Source organism: Membranihabitans marinus (assembly GCF_021729155.1).
In the GTDB taxonomy this organism is placed as follows: domain Bacteria; phylum Bacteroidota; class Bacteroidia; order Chitinophagales; family Saprospiraceae; genus Membranihabitans; species Membranihabitans marinus.
This window is the reverse complement of the sequence record NZ_JAJQYA010000001.1, coordinates 151,809-168,210: the sequence shown is the minus strand read 5'-3', so window position 1 is coordinate 168,210 and position 16,402 is coordinate 151,809. Positions and strand designations below refer to the sequence as shown.

At 37.4% G+C, this 16,402-nt stretch carries 15 protein-coding genes; 10 read left to right on the top strand and 5 right to left on the bottom strand.

What is annotated here, in order from left to right; genetic code table 11:
• Positions 1-161 precede the first annotated feature (161 nt).
• The 3 genes from LVD51_RS00600 (at position 162) to LVD51_RS00590 (ending at position 4,080) form a co-directional block, all read left to right on the top strand.
• Positions 162-1,145, top strand: coding sequence for a GumC domain-containing protein (locus LVD51_RS00600; protein WP_236969224.1), 984 nt, complete (start codon positions 162-164; stop codon positions 1,143-1,145).
• A gap of 20 nt (positions 1,146-1,165) precedes the next feature.
• On the top strand, positions 1,166-2,596 hold the full coding sequence (locus LVD51_RS00595) for an O-antigen ligase family protein (RefSeq protein WP_236969223.1): 1,431 nt from the start codon (positions 1,166-1,168) through the stop codon (positions 2,594-2,596).
• 263 nt (positions 2,597-2,859) lie between these two features.
• The gene (locus LVD51_RS00590; protein WP_236969222.1) at positions 2,860-4,080 is read left to right on the top strand and encodes a porin; all 1,221 of its coding nucleotides are present in this window, start codon (positions 2,860-2,862) and stop codon (positions 4,078-4,080) included.
• Between the two features lie 232 nt (positions 4,081-4,312).
• Here the strand turns inward: LVD51_RS00590 and LVD51_RS00585 are convergent, their stop codons facing one another.
• Positions 4,313-5,905 (bottom strand): calcineurin-like phosphoesterase C-terminal domain-containing protein, encoded by a 1,593-nt coding sequence (locus LVD51_RS00585; protein ID WP_236969221.1) that lies wholly within the window; start codon positions 5,903-5,905, stop codon positions 4,313-4,315.
• A gap of 234 nt (positions 5,906-6,139) precedes the next feature.
• On the opposite strand from LVD51_RS00585, the gene LVD51_RS00580 reads away from it, so the two are divergent.
• From LVD51_RS00580 to LVD51_RS00555, 6 genes are all read left to right on the top strand, one after another.
• Positions 6,140-7,663 (top strand): SLC13 family permease, encoded by a 1,524-nt coding sequence (locus tag LVD51_RS00580; protein WP_236969220.1) that lies wholly within the window; start codon positions 6,140-6,142, stop codon positions 7,661-7,663.
• A gap of 71 nt (positions 7,664-7,734) precedes the next feature.
• A complete protein-coding gene (locus LVD51_RS00575; RefSeq protein WP_236969219.1) occupies positions 7,735-9,024 on the top strand; it encodes an alpha/beta hydrolase family protein in 1,290 nt (429 codons plus the stop codon).
• 186 nt (positions 9,025-9,210) lie between these two features.
• The gene (locus LVD51_RS00570; RefSeq protein WP_236969218.1) at positions 9,211-9,660 is read left to right on the top strand and encodes a hypothetical protein; all 450 of its coding nucleotides are present in this window, start codon (positions 9,211-9,213) and stop codon (positions 9,658-9,660) included.
• 83 nt (positions 9,661-9,743) lie between these two features.
• On the top strand, positions 9,744-10,241 hold the full coding sequence (locus LVD51_RS00565) for a YehS family protein (protein ID WP_236969217.1): 498 nt from the start codon (positions 9,744-9,746) through the stop codon (positions 10,239-10,241).
• 7 nt (positions 10,242-10,248) lie between these two features.
• Positions 10,249-11,082, top strand: a complete 834-nt coding sequence (locus tag LVD51_RS00560; RefSeq protein WP_236969216.1) for a CvfB family protein — start codon at positions 10,249-10,251, stop codon at positions 11,080-11,082.
• A gap of 354 nt (positions 11,083-11,436) precedes the next feature.
• Positions 11,437-11,865 carry a 2TM domain-containing protein gene (locus LVD51_RS00555; protein ID WP_236969215.1) on the top strand — a complete coding sequence of 143 codons (429 nt, stop codon included), beginning with the start codon at positions 11,437-11,439 and terminating at the stop codon, positions 11,863-11,865.
• 23 nt (positions 11,866-11,888) lie between these two features.
• On the opposite strand, the gene LVD51_RS00550 is transcribed toward LVD51_RS00555, so the two are convergent.
• The 3 genes from LVD51_RS00550 to LVD51_RS00540 all read right to left on the bottom strand — a co-directional run bounded on the left by LVD51_RS00550 (position 11,889) and on the right by LVD51_RS00540 (position 15,144).
• The gene (locus LVD51_RS00550; protein WP_236969214.1) at positions 11,889-12,491 is read right to left on the bottom strand and encodes a GNAT family N-acetyltransferase; all 603 of its coding nucleotides are present in this window, start codon (positions 12,489-12,491) and stop codon (positions 11,889-11,891) included.
• 855 nt (positions 12,492-13,346) lie between these two features.
• Entirely contained in the window at positions 13,347-13,943 is a 597-nt protein-coding gene (locus tag LVD51_RS00545) for a hypothetical protein (RefSeq protein WP_236969213.1), read from the bottom strand.
• A 247-nt stretch (positions 13,944-14,190) separates the two neighbouring features.
• A complete protein-coding gene (locus tag LVD51_RS00540; protein WP_236969212.1) occupies positions 14,191-15,144 on the bottom strand; it encodes a nitrilase family protein in 954 nt (317 codons plus the stop codon).
• 295 nt (positions 15,145-15,439) lie between these two features.
• On the opposite strand from LVD51_RS00540, the gene LVD51_RS00535 reads away from it, so the two are divergent.
• Complete coding sequence (locus LVD51_RS00535; RefSeq protein ID WP_236969211.1) at positions 15,440-15,868, top strand: VOC family protein; 429 nt, start codon at positions 15,440-15,442, stop codon at positions 15,866-15,868.
• Here LVD51_RS00535 and LVD51_RS00530 read toward each other — a convergent pair whose 3' ends face one another.
• Entirely contained in the window at positions 15,869-16,378 is a 510-nt protein-coding gene (locus tag LVD51_RS00530) for a DUF3575 domain-containing protein (protein ID WP_236969210.1), read from the bottom strand.
• Positions 16,379-16,402 lie beyond the last annotated feature (24 nt).

Sequence of the window (16,402 nt, the reverse complement as noted above, 5' to 3'; positions counted from 1 at the left end):
TACCAAAATCATACCATATTGTGATCAATGTTAAAAACTCTTACCATTCAATAAAATATTGCAGAATATAGACGGTTATATAGTACAAATCCAGCCACAAATATAGATTACCTGTCCTGCAAAATTTATGTAGTTTTGCGAAATAATTCTCAGATTAAAATATGAAAAATCCTCCAAATAGTTTTCTTCCTATCGCCAGATTTATCTGGCAACAGCGCAGACCTCTTTTTATTACCCTAGCACTTTCGGGAATATGTGGTGTTATTATTTCATTATTACTGCCGGTTTACTATCAATCTAGTGCCACATTATATCCGGCGGAGATCAACTATGTTGAATCCACCGACCTGCTGTATAGAAAGGGCAATCTCAATGATTTTGGAGACATTAGAGAAGCGGAACAACTCTTAGAACTACTTGAATCACAAGATTTTAAAATGAAGATCATTGATTCATTTAACTTGTACGACCACTATGATATTTCCCCTGAGGTCGCCAATCCGGTTTATCAAATTCTCGGAAAATACAATGATCTTATCCATGCAGAGCGGAGCAAGTTTAATGCCATCAACTTAACGGTCAAAGACAAAGATCCCGTTATGGCAGCTAATATGGTCAACGGAATTATTGAGGAATTAAATCGATTCATGAACGTAGTAATCTCTACCAGAATTGAGAGTCATTACAATAAATCTCAACATACCAGGGATAGCCTCAACCAATATTTCAACCTTCTTCAAGACAGCATGCAGATACTCCAATCCAAGGGTTTGGTAGGAGAATACGAAAGGGCAGCTCTATACGAGGCATCAGGTAATATTAAAGGTGATAATCCCACCGTAAAATCAATGATGGAACAAAATAAACAGTTCGGAAATCAATTCGATATATTGCAAAATGAACTTTATTTTGTCCAATCTCAAATCCATACTTTGGATAAAATACTTTTGCAATTAGGAACCAATATCTCCCAAAACACGGCACAATTATTTGTTTTCGACAAAGGTCATATACCCGATCACAAACACAGTCCCAAACGACTCATCGTCGTTATATTGACGATGTTTTTTGCTACCATGGCTATGTTGACCTATATTTTATTTAAAAAATACTGGCCGAGCATTCGAGAACAAATTAATTCATAATTAGGCTAGCATTTTTGGACATGGAAAACAAGATAAATATATCCAATACAGAGATTCTGTCCATCCTTGGATTATCTGGTTTATCTGTTTTTCTGGCCTTGTATATAGAAGCTGCTTATGTATTAAGCGTGGTATTTATACCGATCTTCATATACGCGATTTTTTTCAAAACAGAAACCTTGTGGTGGCTGACTATTTTCATGACTCCACTGTCCATTAATTTGGAATCATTTATGGATTCAGAGCTGGGAATATCTCTGCCTACTGAAATAATATTAGCCATATTTTTGATTCTGACCCCTATTCATTTCATCTTAAATCCACCTAAAAAGCAGTTTTTATTACATCCGATTTCTCTGCTTACTGCGGCCTATATTATATGGACTTTTATCACTGCCCTAACCTCAGTACAAATCGTGGTTAGTTTGAAAAACACCATTGCCCAATTGTGGTTTATTGTCCCTATTTACTATTTAGGTCATCAATGGTTGCAGCCCGTCCACAAAAGGAGACAATTTTTACATCTTTTTTCCCTCTCCTTTGCTCTGGTAGTAGCTTATACTTTTGTGAATCTATATATCAATGATTTTCCGGAAAAAGCTTCACAGTGGCTGATGAATCCTTTCTTTAAAGACCATACTATCCTAGGAGCAGCATTGGGCATTACCACTCCCTACATAACCTTAATGGCTTTTGAAAAAAATACTTCAAGGTTAAAACTAGTGACTAGATATATCCTTGTCGTCTTGTTCATTACCGTTCTCATATTTACCTATTCTAGGGCAGCCATTCTTTCACTTTTTGCCGCCTTTGTGGTCTACCTTTTTATTCGACTTAAAATATCTATTCAATCTATCATAAAAATGGCCTTGCTCGCTTGTATAATGATTGGTTTAAATTGGTCAACAGTCATCGATAAATTATCACAAAATCAAGCCGAATCAAGTGGAGAGGTTTTGGAAAATATAGAATCCATCAGCAATATTTCAACCGATGCTTCCAATGTGGAACGCATCAACCGTTGGAATTCTGCACTAAAAATGTGGCAAGCCAAACCCATTTTTGGTTGGGGACCAGGTACCTACCAATTTCAATATGCCCCTTTTCAAAATTCCAAGGACATGACCATTATCAGCACCAATGTCGGTGATGTGGGCAATGCCCATAGTGAATTTTTGGGCATGTTGGCAGAAAGTGGACTTCCCGGTGCTGTGATCAAACTCTGCTGGGTATTGGCTGTATTTTACTATGGTTATATTCATGCATTGCGTCTTCAGGGAGAACCAAAATTAATCTTACTTTCTGGCCTACTGGGGTTCGTCGCATATTTTACCCACGGCATCCTCAACAATTTTATGATATACGACAAGGCCGCTGTACCACTTTGGGCCATTGCGGCCATCATCGTCAGTTTTGATCTCCAGTCTACGCCAAAACAAAAAGAAATATAGAATCATATGTAGTCTGAATGAATTCATTATTAACGGCTATATTCAATTTTCTTAAAGTTATATTCCGCTTATAAAAGCAATTATTCAACCTAGAATTATGTAGTCTCCTCATGTGGAAAGGGTGAAAATTGCCGATTTTTATTGATGACTCGGAATCTTAACCATGGCTATAAAATTCATGTAAGTTGACTAACAACATCATTGCTTTAATATGCCAATAGAGAATGGTACATTTGCAACATAATATTAACATATACTAGACTATGAAAATTAAAAATCTCAGATTTTTACACCTTTTGGCAATCTTAATTTTACTGGCCTTACATACCAATACTTATGCACAAAGCCAAAGTCAACCAGGTATACCATATTTTACTTTTGGAAAAGGTTTGGGGATTACCTCTCCAGATAGTCTGTTTAAACTCAATATTAGATTTAGGATTCAAAATAGACTGGCTATGGAGACTGCCTCAACATCAGATCTCAATATAGATGAAATAGAAGCTCGTGTGCGTAGATTGCGATTGAGATACGATGGATTTTTTTACGATCCGAGATTGACCTATGTCATCCAATTATCGTTCTCGTCTGGAGATATAGGTGGTGTGGAACCTGGCAGAGCCCCCAATATTTTGAGAGATGCCATGATCTATTATCGATGGAATAAGTACCTAACGATTGGCTTGGGTCAAACCAAATTGCCAGGCAATAGGCAAAGGGTCAACTCTTCAGGAGACTTACAACTCGTTGATCGTTCTTTACTCAATGCGACCTTTAACATCGATAGAGATTTTGGCATTCAAGCGATATATCGAATCAATCCCAATAGTTCTAACCCTTGGATACTGAAGGGAGCTATTAGCTCAGGGGAAGGTAGAAACTGGGTGTCAACTTCCAATAATGGACTGTCTTACACCAGTCGTCTTGAATTTTTTCCATTGGGTGGGTTTACATCAGGGGGTGCATACTTCGAAGGAGATATATTATGGGAAGATGATCCTAAAATCATGTTGGGATTGGTAGGCAATTACAATTCCAAAATTCAACGTGCCGGTGGCCAACTAGGGAATGACTTATATGAGGAGAGAAGTTTGGGCCATGTCATGGCCGATTTAATGTTCAAATACATGGGATGGGCGGTACAGATGGAATACATTCACCGATACAGCAACGACCCGATTACTCTATCAGCAGATGGCAGTGATATAAGATATATATACGCTGGAGAGGGTATAAATCTCCAGACCAGTAAATATTTTCCTTCTACCTGGGAAGTCGTCGGTAGATTTACCATGGTTAATCCACAAGATATCATCCGACCGTATGAAGCTCTACAAAGACAGTATACCATAGGTTTAAATAAATACTTGAGAGGTCACCGATTAAAGCTACAATCCGACTTTTCTCTGTTGGACAGTGAATTGCAAGGTGGTGAATCGAATCGCAATTTTGCCCTTCGGTTCCAGATAGAATTGGGAATATAAATAGAGCATTTACTGTTTAATTAAAATCCTGCTTTGACAACAAAAGTGCTGGTGGTTACACCGAGTAACTATGGTATTATACGAATGGCTGTGAAAAAAGGGTAGAAAAGGCCAGAAAAATTATGGACAATTTTCTATGTAAACGAAAGTGATACAAATAACAAAGCCCTGTTTCTAAAAATTAGAAACAGGGCTTTGTTATTTGTAGGAATGTTTTTCCTCCCTAAATTCTTTATTTAATAATATAAGAAGATGACTGAATATAGCTTCTTCCCATAAAGTCAACCGCTTTAACATCAACCTTGTGTTCACCTACAGGCAATTTATTGGTAATTCTAGCCCTCCATATGTGAGTAGAAGGTACTGGAAAAGAAGGTCGCCTTCCCGATGGTAAGGTATAAGAATAGTCCCAATCAAAATGTGTTTTTGAAAGCGCAGGATCGCTCATCAATTTGTATTGCATCGGCTCCCACTCTCCACCATCAACTCGGAAAAATAATGAATCCTTAGAAGTTCCTTGGAAAAAATTAACCACTATATCTCCGCGATAAGATACATTATGTGGAACGATCTTAGGCAAATGAATATACATTTTATGATCCCAATCTTTACCCACAACTTTGTAGTCAAAGCTATATTGATTGCCTTTAATTTCTAATTCAGCATATCCCTTTGGTGTACCATCCCTCATCATAGCATTGGGGATACCTTCTTCATCCAATGTACCTGAATACCAGTCACCTGATGTAGTCCCAACATTGTAATGATGATGAATACCTTTGCCTTTCCAACCATCTTCCTCACCATAAAATTCATGACTTTGGAGATGACTATGAGCAGACATAGACAGGGTATTTGAAAAAGACTTCAACATATCGAACAAAGCAATTCGATCCTCATCCCTGAAATAATCCCCTCCATCGGGTTCTATTAACGGAATATGGAAATTAACGACAACCAAGTAATCCTTAGGTACATGCTTCAAATCATTTTTCATAAATTCTATCTGATCAGGTCTAAAACCTCCCCAATAGCCTTTTCCATCTCTTGGATCGGGATACAATACATCATCCATAATGAGATAGTGAACTTTACCATAGTTAAATGAATAATTCGCTGGGCCAAATACCGATTCAAATGTCTCATCAGCCAAATGATCTTCTTCAACATCGTAATTCATATCGTGATTGCCATATACGTGATACCAAGGTAATCCCACTTGAGCAATGGAATACAGATAAGGATAAAACAATCCCAATCGATCACCCACTAAATCCCCTAAACTAATTCCAAATTCATAATCTTTAGTTCCTGCCAATTCAGCCACTACTCCTCGTCTGAAATAATCAACCTGAGTTAAAGTATAAGGTTGGGGGTCACCAAACACCAAAATTTTATAATTATCTTTCTCCTCATGAGACATCATAGCAAAATCCAATGACTCAGGCATTTCAGGCGTGGGCTTCACTCCAGTATAAAACGTCTTTGGCGAACCCTTTGGTTTGTGGATATAATAACTTTGTGGCTGCTGATATTCATTGACCGGAAATGTATATCCAGTTGGTTTAATAACAAATATAATGTTGTCATCAGAGATCGGCAAACTATACTTACCTTTACTGTCGGTAAGAACTACGTCTACACCATTCGACACCGCAACCTTCGCTATACCTTTTTCATTGGCGTCTTTTATTGAATTTTGATTGAGGTCTTCATATACATAACCTTGAGCTGTCTGTCCACTTAGACTAATCGTCAATATGGAAAATAAAACGGTAAAAATAAAAACACCGTTTTTTGTATTTCTGTAAAAATTTTCTGGCATTAGAATTAAATTTTATATTAGTAAAATTCAAAAATAAGACTTGACTCCGTATTTCAAAGTTTTCAAATGATAAATAAAGATTAAATTATTTAATCATATTACACTATTAGCCTAGCTCTTAATCATTTTCAAATTAGGGATTTATCCTAAAACATTACAATATTTCGCAATTTTATTACGAGGACAATAGAGAATCAATTTTAAGTTGCATATTTGGGCAAAATTCAATTATAAATGGCTTTAAGATCTATCTTGTTTAATCGGAAAAAAGATATTCTGATTCTATGCGGCTTGTTATTTTTCGCATTGTTTATTCAAATGGTTACCTTAGATCCAGAACGCCCCATCCTAACCTACACAGCGGCCATTGGGATATTAATGGCTTTTTGGTGGGTAACCGAAGCCTTACCCATGGGGGTAACCGCTCTTTTGCCCTTGGTTCTTTTTCCCCTATTCGGCGTCATGAGCAGTGGGGAGACAGCTACCGCCTATATCAACAATATTATCTTCCTATATATCGGTGGTTTTATTATGGCCTTGGCCATGCAAAAATGGAATTTACACAAACGGATTGCCTTACTTATTATGATCAATATCGGGCAGAAACCAGTGAGCATTTTAATGGGTTTTATGTTGGGTGCATATTTCCTGTCCATGTGGATGAGTAATACCGCCACCGCCATGTTGATGGTCCCCATCAGTATTTCATTAATCAGCAATCTACGCGAATACTACGACAAAAATACCATTCAACAATATGCTAAAGCCATATTTATAGGTCTAGCCTATGCCTGTTCTATTGGTGGAATATCCACCCTTATCGGCACCCCACCGAATCTATCCTTTGCGCGAATATTTCATTTGACCTATCCAGAAGCACCGGAAATAAGTTTTGCACAATGGTTTATTTTTGCCTTTCCCCTAGGCCTCGTTATTCTCTTCACAGCTTTGGCTATTCTGTATATTTTATATGTACCGAAAAAGAATATGAAGAAAATTCCAAAACAAGTACTTCGTGAAAATTATAAACAATTGGGCAAAGTTTCACAGGAAGAAAGATGGGTATTTCTACTTTTCACATCCATGGCTCTACTTTGGATATTCAGATCACCCATCGTCATAGGTGAATTTGTCATTCCTGGTTGGTCTCAGATTTTTATCCAACCCCAGTTTTTACATGACGGCACCGTGGCCGTTACCATGGCAGTAATTTTATTTTTAATTCCGTCTAAATCGGGAGAACGCCTAATGGATTGGAAAACAGCAGTCAAACTCCCATGGGACATTGTCTTGCTTTTTGGGGGTGGATTTGCTCTAGCCCAAGCCGTTAAAACCTCAGGACTTGGATTGTGGTTGGGTCAAGCTGTCACTGAAAATAGCAATGCTAGCCCATTGGAATTGGTTGCTATACTCACAGCTGGAATGTCCCTCCTCACTGAATTTACATCCAATGCCGCCACCACCGAAATGGTTCTACCCATTATCGCCGGTATCGCTTCCTCGGCCGAAATCCATCCACTTTATTTAATGGTTCCGGTTACTCTCGCAGCATCATTGGCTTTTATGTTGCCCATTGCCACTCCTCCCAATGCCATAGTATTCGGTAGCAGTCCACTTAAAATAATAGATATGGTCAAAGCCGGTATATTTTTAGACACCATTGCAGTAATTCTCATAATTGCCTCCCTATATTTTTGGGGTCAAACCATCTTTGACATCGATCTCAGTCATTTTCCGGACTGGGCACGACATAAATAAACATGGTTTTTAATCAATGATAACAATGGCCTGAATTTTGAATAATTGATATAAGTATTTAACTTAGAACAATGAAGGACAAAACAAACTTTAAATCCCAGCGTAGACTTTTATGCCAATCTCTACCCATATTGGGGACCATGTCTGTTTTGCCTTTTTCTCTAATCCCGAACAACATGACACAGGAAATAACCCAAGCCATCAATTCCGATAAAAGCATCATAGGACAATATGGACCACAGCTAAATGCCTTGCGAGCCGACCAACAAGGAAAATGGTCATATCTCAATCATAAATCCAAAGATGTAGAACAGTGGAAAAACAAAGTTTTACCCATGGTCAAGGAATTACTATGTATGCCAGAAACCGACTTCCAACCCAAAGTGAGGATACTGCGAAAATTTACCTTTGACTGTCTCGATATGGAAGAGTTAGAATGGGAAATGGCTTATGGTCGCAAAACCAAAGCCATATTTATGAAACCCCAAAACGCAACTGGCCAACTTCCCGCCATCCTAGGTTTACACGATCACGGCGGCAATAAATATTTTGGTCATCGCAAGATTATTAAAACTTCAAATGAGGACCACCCTCTTATCGAACCACACCAAAACGAATACTACGAGGGAATAGCTTGGGCCAATGCCATTGCCAAAAGGGGTTATGCGGTATTGGTTCACGATGTATTCACCTTCGGAAGTCGAAGAGTAATGTATCAAGACATTTCAGATATCTCTTGGGGGGATTGTAAAATTACAAACCATACAGACGATCAGCCCGAAAATCCTGAACAAATAAAAATCTACAATCAATGGGCTGGTGAACACGAACATATAATGGCAAAATCATTGTTTAGTGGAGGCTATACTTGGCCTGGTGTCACTTTATATGAAGACCAATTGGCTCTGAGTATTTTGGCGGCCCGATCAGAAGTAGATGCAGAGCGATTGGGCTGTGCTGGACTTTCTGGCGGGGGGTTGCGCACCACTTATCTGGGTGGGATGGACGATCGAATCAAATGCGCTGTCTGTGTAGGCTTTATGTCTACTTGGCGGGATTTTATGGAAAATAAATCATATACCCACACTTGGATGACCTATACTCCCGGCCTCCCCAATAAATTAGAATTTCCCGAAATCCTCTCCCTGCGAATGCCTTTGCCTACCATGGTTTTGAACAGCGACCAAGATCAACTATTTACCCTAGAGGAAATGAAAAAAGCTATAGACTTATTACAATCCAATTTTGACAAGGCCGGATTTGGTGATCGATTTCAAGGCCATCATTTCCCTGGTTTACACAAATTCGATAAAGAAATGCAAGCTGTAGCATTCGATTGGATGGACAAATGGCTTCAATAGCTACTGGGCAGATTCAATGTTTTGGGAAGCCTTCCAATGCGAAATACTTTTATAATAACCGATAATTATTTATTTAAATCCTCCACTGCTCCAACAAAAGGACTAAATCCCACGTCTTAAATACCAATTACGTTTTATGATGTCGATTACAAACGTATTTACTATTATCACAATAAAACCAATCGCATGAGGAATATACTATTATTAGCAGCTATTATTTTTGCCATCGTTTCTTGTTCTAAAGATGATGACTCATTATCACAATTCGAGGACACCATCATTAAAACAGGTACCGTATGTGGTTGGTGTGGAGGTAACGACTCTCTCACCCTAACCATAGAAAATCAATTTTATAAACGAGTTAGTCCATGTGACGATAGCAGTTTTACTAAAGAAGAGACGATGGTGGAAAAAGATTTTGAATCTTTGTTAGAAAAACTCGACATCTCTGACTTTAAAGCAATAGATCTAAATACTTGCAATTCCTGTGCTGATGGCTGTGACACATGGATTTCCATACAATCAAAAGATGACAAACACTATATCCGGTATGGAAGTCAAGACTCCATGATTATAGAAACCATCCAACCCTTTCTCGATGCTGTGAACGATTGGCGATTATCTCTTAGGAATTAGGGAGACAAGACAATTCACGACATTGAAGTGTCTATAGATTAACCATTGATCAATCCATTAATATTGTCTACCTTTGTGGTATCATGAACAACAACGACATCTTACGACGCATTCGATTTACCTTTGATTACGGTGACGATAAAATGATTCAAATATTTGACCTTGCCGGAGTAACCGTTACCAGAGCAGAGGTTTGCGATTGGCTCAAACGCGAAGACGACGAAGCCCAAGTGTCTTTACACGACAAAAAACTGGCTGCTTTCCTTAATGGCTTCATTGTAGAACACAGAGGCCCAAAGAAGGATGCTGTTATGGTTCATGAAAAAACCTTAACCAACAATATTATTCTGAGAAAACTTAAGATTGCCCTCAATCTTAAAGACGATGATATATTAGGTCTGTTGATGATGGCCGATTTTACCATTAGCAAGCACGAATTAAGTGCATTCTTTAGGAAACCTGAACAACGACAATATCGATTGTGTAGAGATCAGGTCCTCAGAAATTTCCTAATGGGCATGCAGTTAAAATACCGGAAAAACCATCCTAAACCGACCTTGTCTGATAAAAAAAATACATAATACCACAGTGATAGAAATAGGAAAATATCAAACATTAAAAATCTTAAGAGACACCAGTATTGGTATTTATCTAGGTGATGAAGATGGGGAAGAAGTTCTCCTGCCCAACAAATATTGTCCCGAGGAATCGAATATAGGTGACGAGCTTCATGTGTTCGTATACCTCGATTATGCTGAACGCAAAATAGCGACCAATCTAGAGCCCAGGATCTTGCTTCACGAATTTGCCTATCTACAAGTTGCGGCAACATCTGATGTGGGAGCTTTTTTGGATTGGGGTCTCGAAAAAGATCTCTTTGTACCCTTTAGGGAACAGCAACAACGGATGGTAGAAAGAGAGTGGTATGTGGTGTATTTGGACCTCGACCAGACCAGCCAACGACTCTATGCCAGCAGTAAGATCGATAAATTTTTAAAAAATGTCGATCTCCCTTACAAAGAAGGCGAGGAGGTATCACTCCTTATTGCCAAAAAATCTGAACTTGGATATACGGTTATCATCAACCAACAGCATCAGGGTATTGTATATGACAATGAAGTGTTTAGCAATATCAATATTGGGGATGAAACTCATGGTTACATCAAAACCATAAGACCAGATCAAAAGATTGATGTATCCCTGTCTCCCATCGGTTATCGCCAATTCAATGACGTCAATAGTCAATTGATCTATGAATATTTAATCGAAAACAACGGATTTTTACCCTTAACCGATAAAAGTTCCCCTGTGGAAATCTATGCTATTTTTGGCATCAGTAAAAAAGCTTTTAAAAAAGCCGTAGGTTCATTGTACAAGGAACGCAAAATCACCATTGAGACCGATGGTATAAAAAAGACTTAGATCAGGGATTGTCCATATATGAGTAGAAACCAATAAAATTCAAATAAATTACATAATATTGGATTGGTCAACTTATCTTTATCCAAATTGAGTACATCGCATAACTAATAACAGTTAGCTGTTATACCAATTGCATTTGGTATTGAGTACTGAAGGACGGCATTGTGACTCGTGAAAAAAGTGATAAAGTCGACAGAGTTAAAATATTGATTTAACAACTAAAATATAGAATTTGTTGCCTGGACTATCTGAAATACTTTTTATCATTGTCGTCATCATTGTTTTTTTAACTGCCGTTCGATTATTTGGTAAAAAGCGACAACAATAATCTTTTACCCATCAAAAATCCAACTTGTGACCAGAAAAAAATATATGACAAATGAGGAATTGCTGAGAAGAAAGGTTGAGCGGAGAATTAAAAATCAAAGTGGATTTCTAAAGCATGGATCCATCTACGCCGTATTGTTTATATTTTACTTCTTTATCAGCATTATGACTCGATCCAACGATTTTAGGATGGGATTTGGAATCGTCTTTCTCCTTTGGGGTATTGGATTGACCATTCATTTTCTATCCGCTTTTGTATTTAATAGAATAAATTCTTGGAAGGAAACCAAATTTCAGCGAGAACTGAACAAACTTCAATTAAACAACCCTAGCCTCATTCCCGATCTACCCGAGGAAGATATGGATGACTGGGATGAAGAATTGGAATTAAGAGATTTTCAAACCATAAAACAAAAGGATACTGGTAAATCATACAGCGAGGGAGATTTTGTCTGAAAAATTCCAACACAGGTAATTTATTATACTATGGTATAACTTCTCAATTTATGCAATAAGGATTTTTTCACCGTTGGCCATTCTTGATCGATAATAGAATATACAACGGTATCTCTGAGGCATCCATCTCGATCTATGCGGTGGTTGCGCAACACCCCATCTTGTTTGGCCCCCAATCGCTCAATGGCCCGTCGCGAATCCCGATTATGCCAATGGGTTCTAAATTCAACCGCGATACAATCCAAATACTCAAACGCATATTGCAGGAGCAAAAATTTGCATTCGGTATTGACGATTGTTCTTTGAAACTGCTCTGCATACCAAGTATATCCGATCTCTAACCTTCGGTGACTCTGCTCGGCATTGCAAAATCGAGTACAACCAATTATTTCATCGCTGGATTTTTCGACCACAACCATTGGATAAGCTCTATTCATAGATTTTTGACGAAGTGCCTCTTCAATATAGGCCTCCATTTTATCCGGTGAAGGAACAGAGGTGTACCATAAATTCCACAACAAACCATCTGAAGCTGCATTGATCAATTCCTCTGAATGAGCCAACTCTAAAGGGATGAGTTGAACATGCTTACCAGATAATTCAAAATTTTTAAACCAAGTATCCATACGTATGAAGTTTTAAATATGGGTATGCATTTAATGAAATTAAGATAGATATAAAATTTGAATTTAAACCTATGGTTAATCCATTATAAGTAGGGGTTGTTCAAATATTCATTCAAGCAGAATAGTGGGTTATCTCAACCTTTGACCATGATAATATATGGACAAAAAATACCCTAATCATTATTATGATTTAAATTCATGCAAGAAACGAATCATGTAAATACGCAATAATTTGAAACGAGAAAGTCATAGAATTTATATTCTATGTTTGCCTACAATGATTATTCAGGGTAAACCAGTATTGGAAGTAGAAAAAACTAAGGTTATCGAAGCTTTCAGAACAATTTCATATAAATATCATTCAACAATCTCATCAATCCAACACATATAAAATACTCATATATATTAATTTGCAATACATCTATTAAACAATGACATTACGCAAAAAATATCCAATATTAGAAAATGACAATTCGCAATTGATCTCCCAAGATTAAGGTATAACACCTATTCACAGATAGTAAAATAAACTTTAACCTCAATCAGGCATTTTCACAAAGTCTATAACTTATTAAGAAATTAGAAAAATCACCAATAAGTGGATAAATAGTGGAACCATTTTGCCTATAAAAATTCTTTTATCCTATCTCTGATATTGAATTCCTATATAAACACCAACACTTAAATATGAACTAATTCATGAATCATTCATATTTAAATTACTCATATATAAAGATTAAAGATATGTTTATTCAACAATAACTTTACGCAAATATTCTATGGATTATTGACAAGAGTAGTAAATCATAACTGGCTTTCATCTAATTTACACTGACGGATACAAGTCTAACGACTTCAATGTATTCCAAATCTGAATTGAATCCCGTAATTAATATTCGATAAATCGGTATTAGATATATAGGTAAGGTCTTTCGCCTTGACCCAGCGATGTCCGAGATTGACACCAATGGTCAAAAATGAAGAAACATTATACGCCAGATTGATACCTGGATCAATGGTAATTATATTTGATTTTTCTAATCTATCACCTGTTTCTCCATCTTTTATGGACAGAGATCCAATTCCCAGATAAAGGGGTAATGAAAAATGGAGTTTTGACATAGGTCGATGTAGGTATTCTACAAATAATCCACCGAAGCCCATACTCAATGTTCTATCGCTCTCATCGACTGAAGAAATGACTAATTCCCCCGCCATTCCATTTCCAAAACCACCGACAGCCATTTGATGATGACTTTCTGTATTTCCCCAATTTAAAATCAAGCCCCCTTGACCCCCGATCAATATTCTGGTTTGACCATCAATAGAATTGGTTTTTATAAATGGTCCACCAAAGCTTTTAATAGTAGAGGTATTTCGATATTCAATTCCTTGGCCTATTGCCAATTGACCTACGATCATAATAGCGAGGACAAGCAGTAAATCTTTCATTCTATAGTTTTTCAGGAGTTATACAAATAACATTTATAATTTTATAGGTCATTCAACTCCTGCAAAATAATACAATCCCAAAATACCGTTACTAAATTTAAGACCAACCGTCTCTATTTAATGATAAATTAATGATAGAATGAGGATTTAATATCTCCTTATGATAATTCATCATCCCTATTTATTGAGATAAGGCAAAAAAGGAAATTGACATACCCTGGTAACGAGTAGTAGATTTTCTCTAAGCCTATTTCTTTGAATTTTTTTCAGACGCCATCCAAATGGGCTGAGTCGTCGACTGATGTTGTTTCCCAATTATGTCGCCATACAACTCTGGCCGTCTGGCATTGATATATCTATAACCACCAGCCAAAGTCAATTTATCCCTCGTCAGATTGGCCACGGCAATATGATTGTCGAAAGATCGTATTTCAGTTAAAACTTCTCCATAGGGATCTAAAATCATGGACTGTCCATTTTTTAAATGAATACCATCATAGCCAATGGGATTGGTAAAGGCGTAGTAAACTCCATTGTCGTAAGCACGAGCGGGCAACCACCTCATGATCCATTCTCTACCTTTGGGTCCATCAAATTGCTGTCGCAATGAAACTGGATCTGTTTCTCTATTTTCCCAGAAATGATGGTCGACGTAGCCTCTGCCTGGCATAGCGGACGGTGTACATCCCGTAACATGGGGTGCAAAAATCAATTCCGCTCCCAGCAAAGTGGTTGCTCTTACATTTTCTATAATATTGTTGTCATAACAGATCAATATACCACATTTCCATCCCAGCAAATCGAAGACTACATAGTCTGATCCGGCAGACAAGTAGGGATTAATAAAAGGGTGTAATTTCCTGTATTTAGCCAACAATCCAGATTTATCCACACATATGTATGTATTGTAGATTTGGTCATCTTCCCTTTCTACAAGACCAGCCAAAATAACGATGTTGTATTTTCTTGCCAATGCAATCAATGTCTGGCTACTCTTCCCTTCGGGGACAACTTCTGCCAAATTCCTTATTTCATCTATACTTAAGTCTTTGGTATAAGTATAAGCCGTTATACACATTTCGTGAAAACTGATTACTTGAGCATCTGCTTCTGCACCTTGTCGAATCAATGATTCCATCATGGAAAGATTGTACTCTTTATCTCCATCCACAGGCTGAAATTGGGCAACGGCTAGTCTCATTAGAATTGGTAATTATTATCCCACAAAAAACATTCCATAACAATATAATCATTTAACGGAAAAAAATTAAACCTCATTTGAATTGTCAGATAGAATTTCAATTTTTTTCCAACTTCTATTAACATCGTAATGCAACCACCTCATTGTCATAAATATAAACATGCATAAACACTTGATAAATAATTAATTGTTTCATCATATAGATTAAAAATAAAATTTTAGTTAGGTATTCATAAATCCTGGTAAATTAGATTGCGGAATCTATTTCTATTAATTTACCTTAAATTTCAATATTATGGAAGCGAGAGTCTCTATCATCGGTCTGGGCGTCAAAGACTTAAGATCGGCCAATAAATTTTACGAGGAATGTTTTGGATGGGAAAAATTGCCATCGAGCAACGACAACATTTCTTTCTTTCAATTAAATGGATGTTTACTATCCCTATATCCTGTGGACAAACTAGCTGAAGATGCAGGAATATCTGCCCAAGGCAGTGGTTTCAAAGGCTTTAGTTTAGCCTTCAACACAAGGAGTAAAGCCGAAGTCGATGACATCATCGAAGATTTGAACAGCAAAGGCGTAGAAATTGTCAAATGGCCAGAAGAAGTATTTTGGGGTGGTTACAGCAGTTATATCGCCGACATGGATGGTCATCTCTGGGAAATAGCCTACAATCCATTTATGAAAATTGATGCCAACGGCAATGTGTCTACTGATGTGTGATCAAAATCCATACCCAAGACCAATATTGATGAGGGTCTCTATACTAGATGGAGTCTCTCTATTGGTACCGAAATAATAGGCGGGACCGGCAAATAAATCAATGGCAAATTTCTCTTTAAAAGTATACTGAAATCCTGCTGTGGCTCCAAGTTGAATGGCTGAATACTTATAAGTAATATTGCCTACACCTCCTTGGGTGTTTTCATAACCGATAACTGGACGAACAAAAAACCCAATAGGAGCTGGCTTCCACTGTGGCAAAAGATAGCGTCTATATGCAGCTTGAATATTGACATCGACAAAAACCGCATTGGAAAAAGGTGAACTCCCAAAGCCCAATCGCAATGCAGCGTCCACACTATTGGACTCATTGATTACATATTCATAATATACATCGGGATCTCCAGATTCAATAAAACTGTATACATTGAGCTTGATGATGGAACGCTGTGCATTACTCAAGGTCAAAAACCCAACAAAGAGCATACAAGTAATGGCAATCTTTTTCATTATATCATGGTTTTGAACTATTCA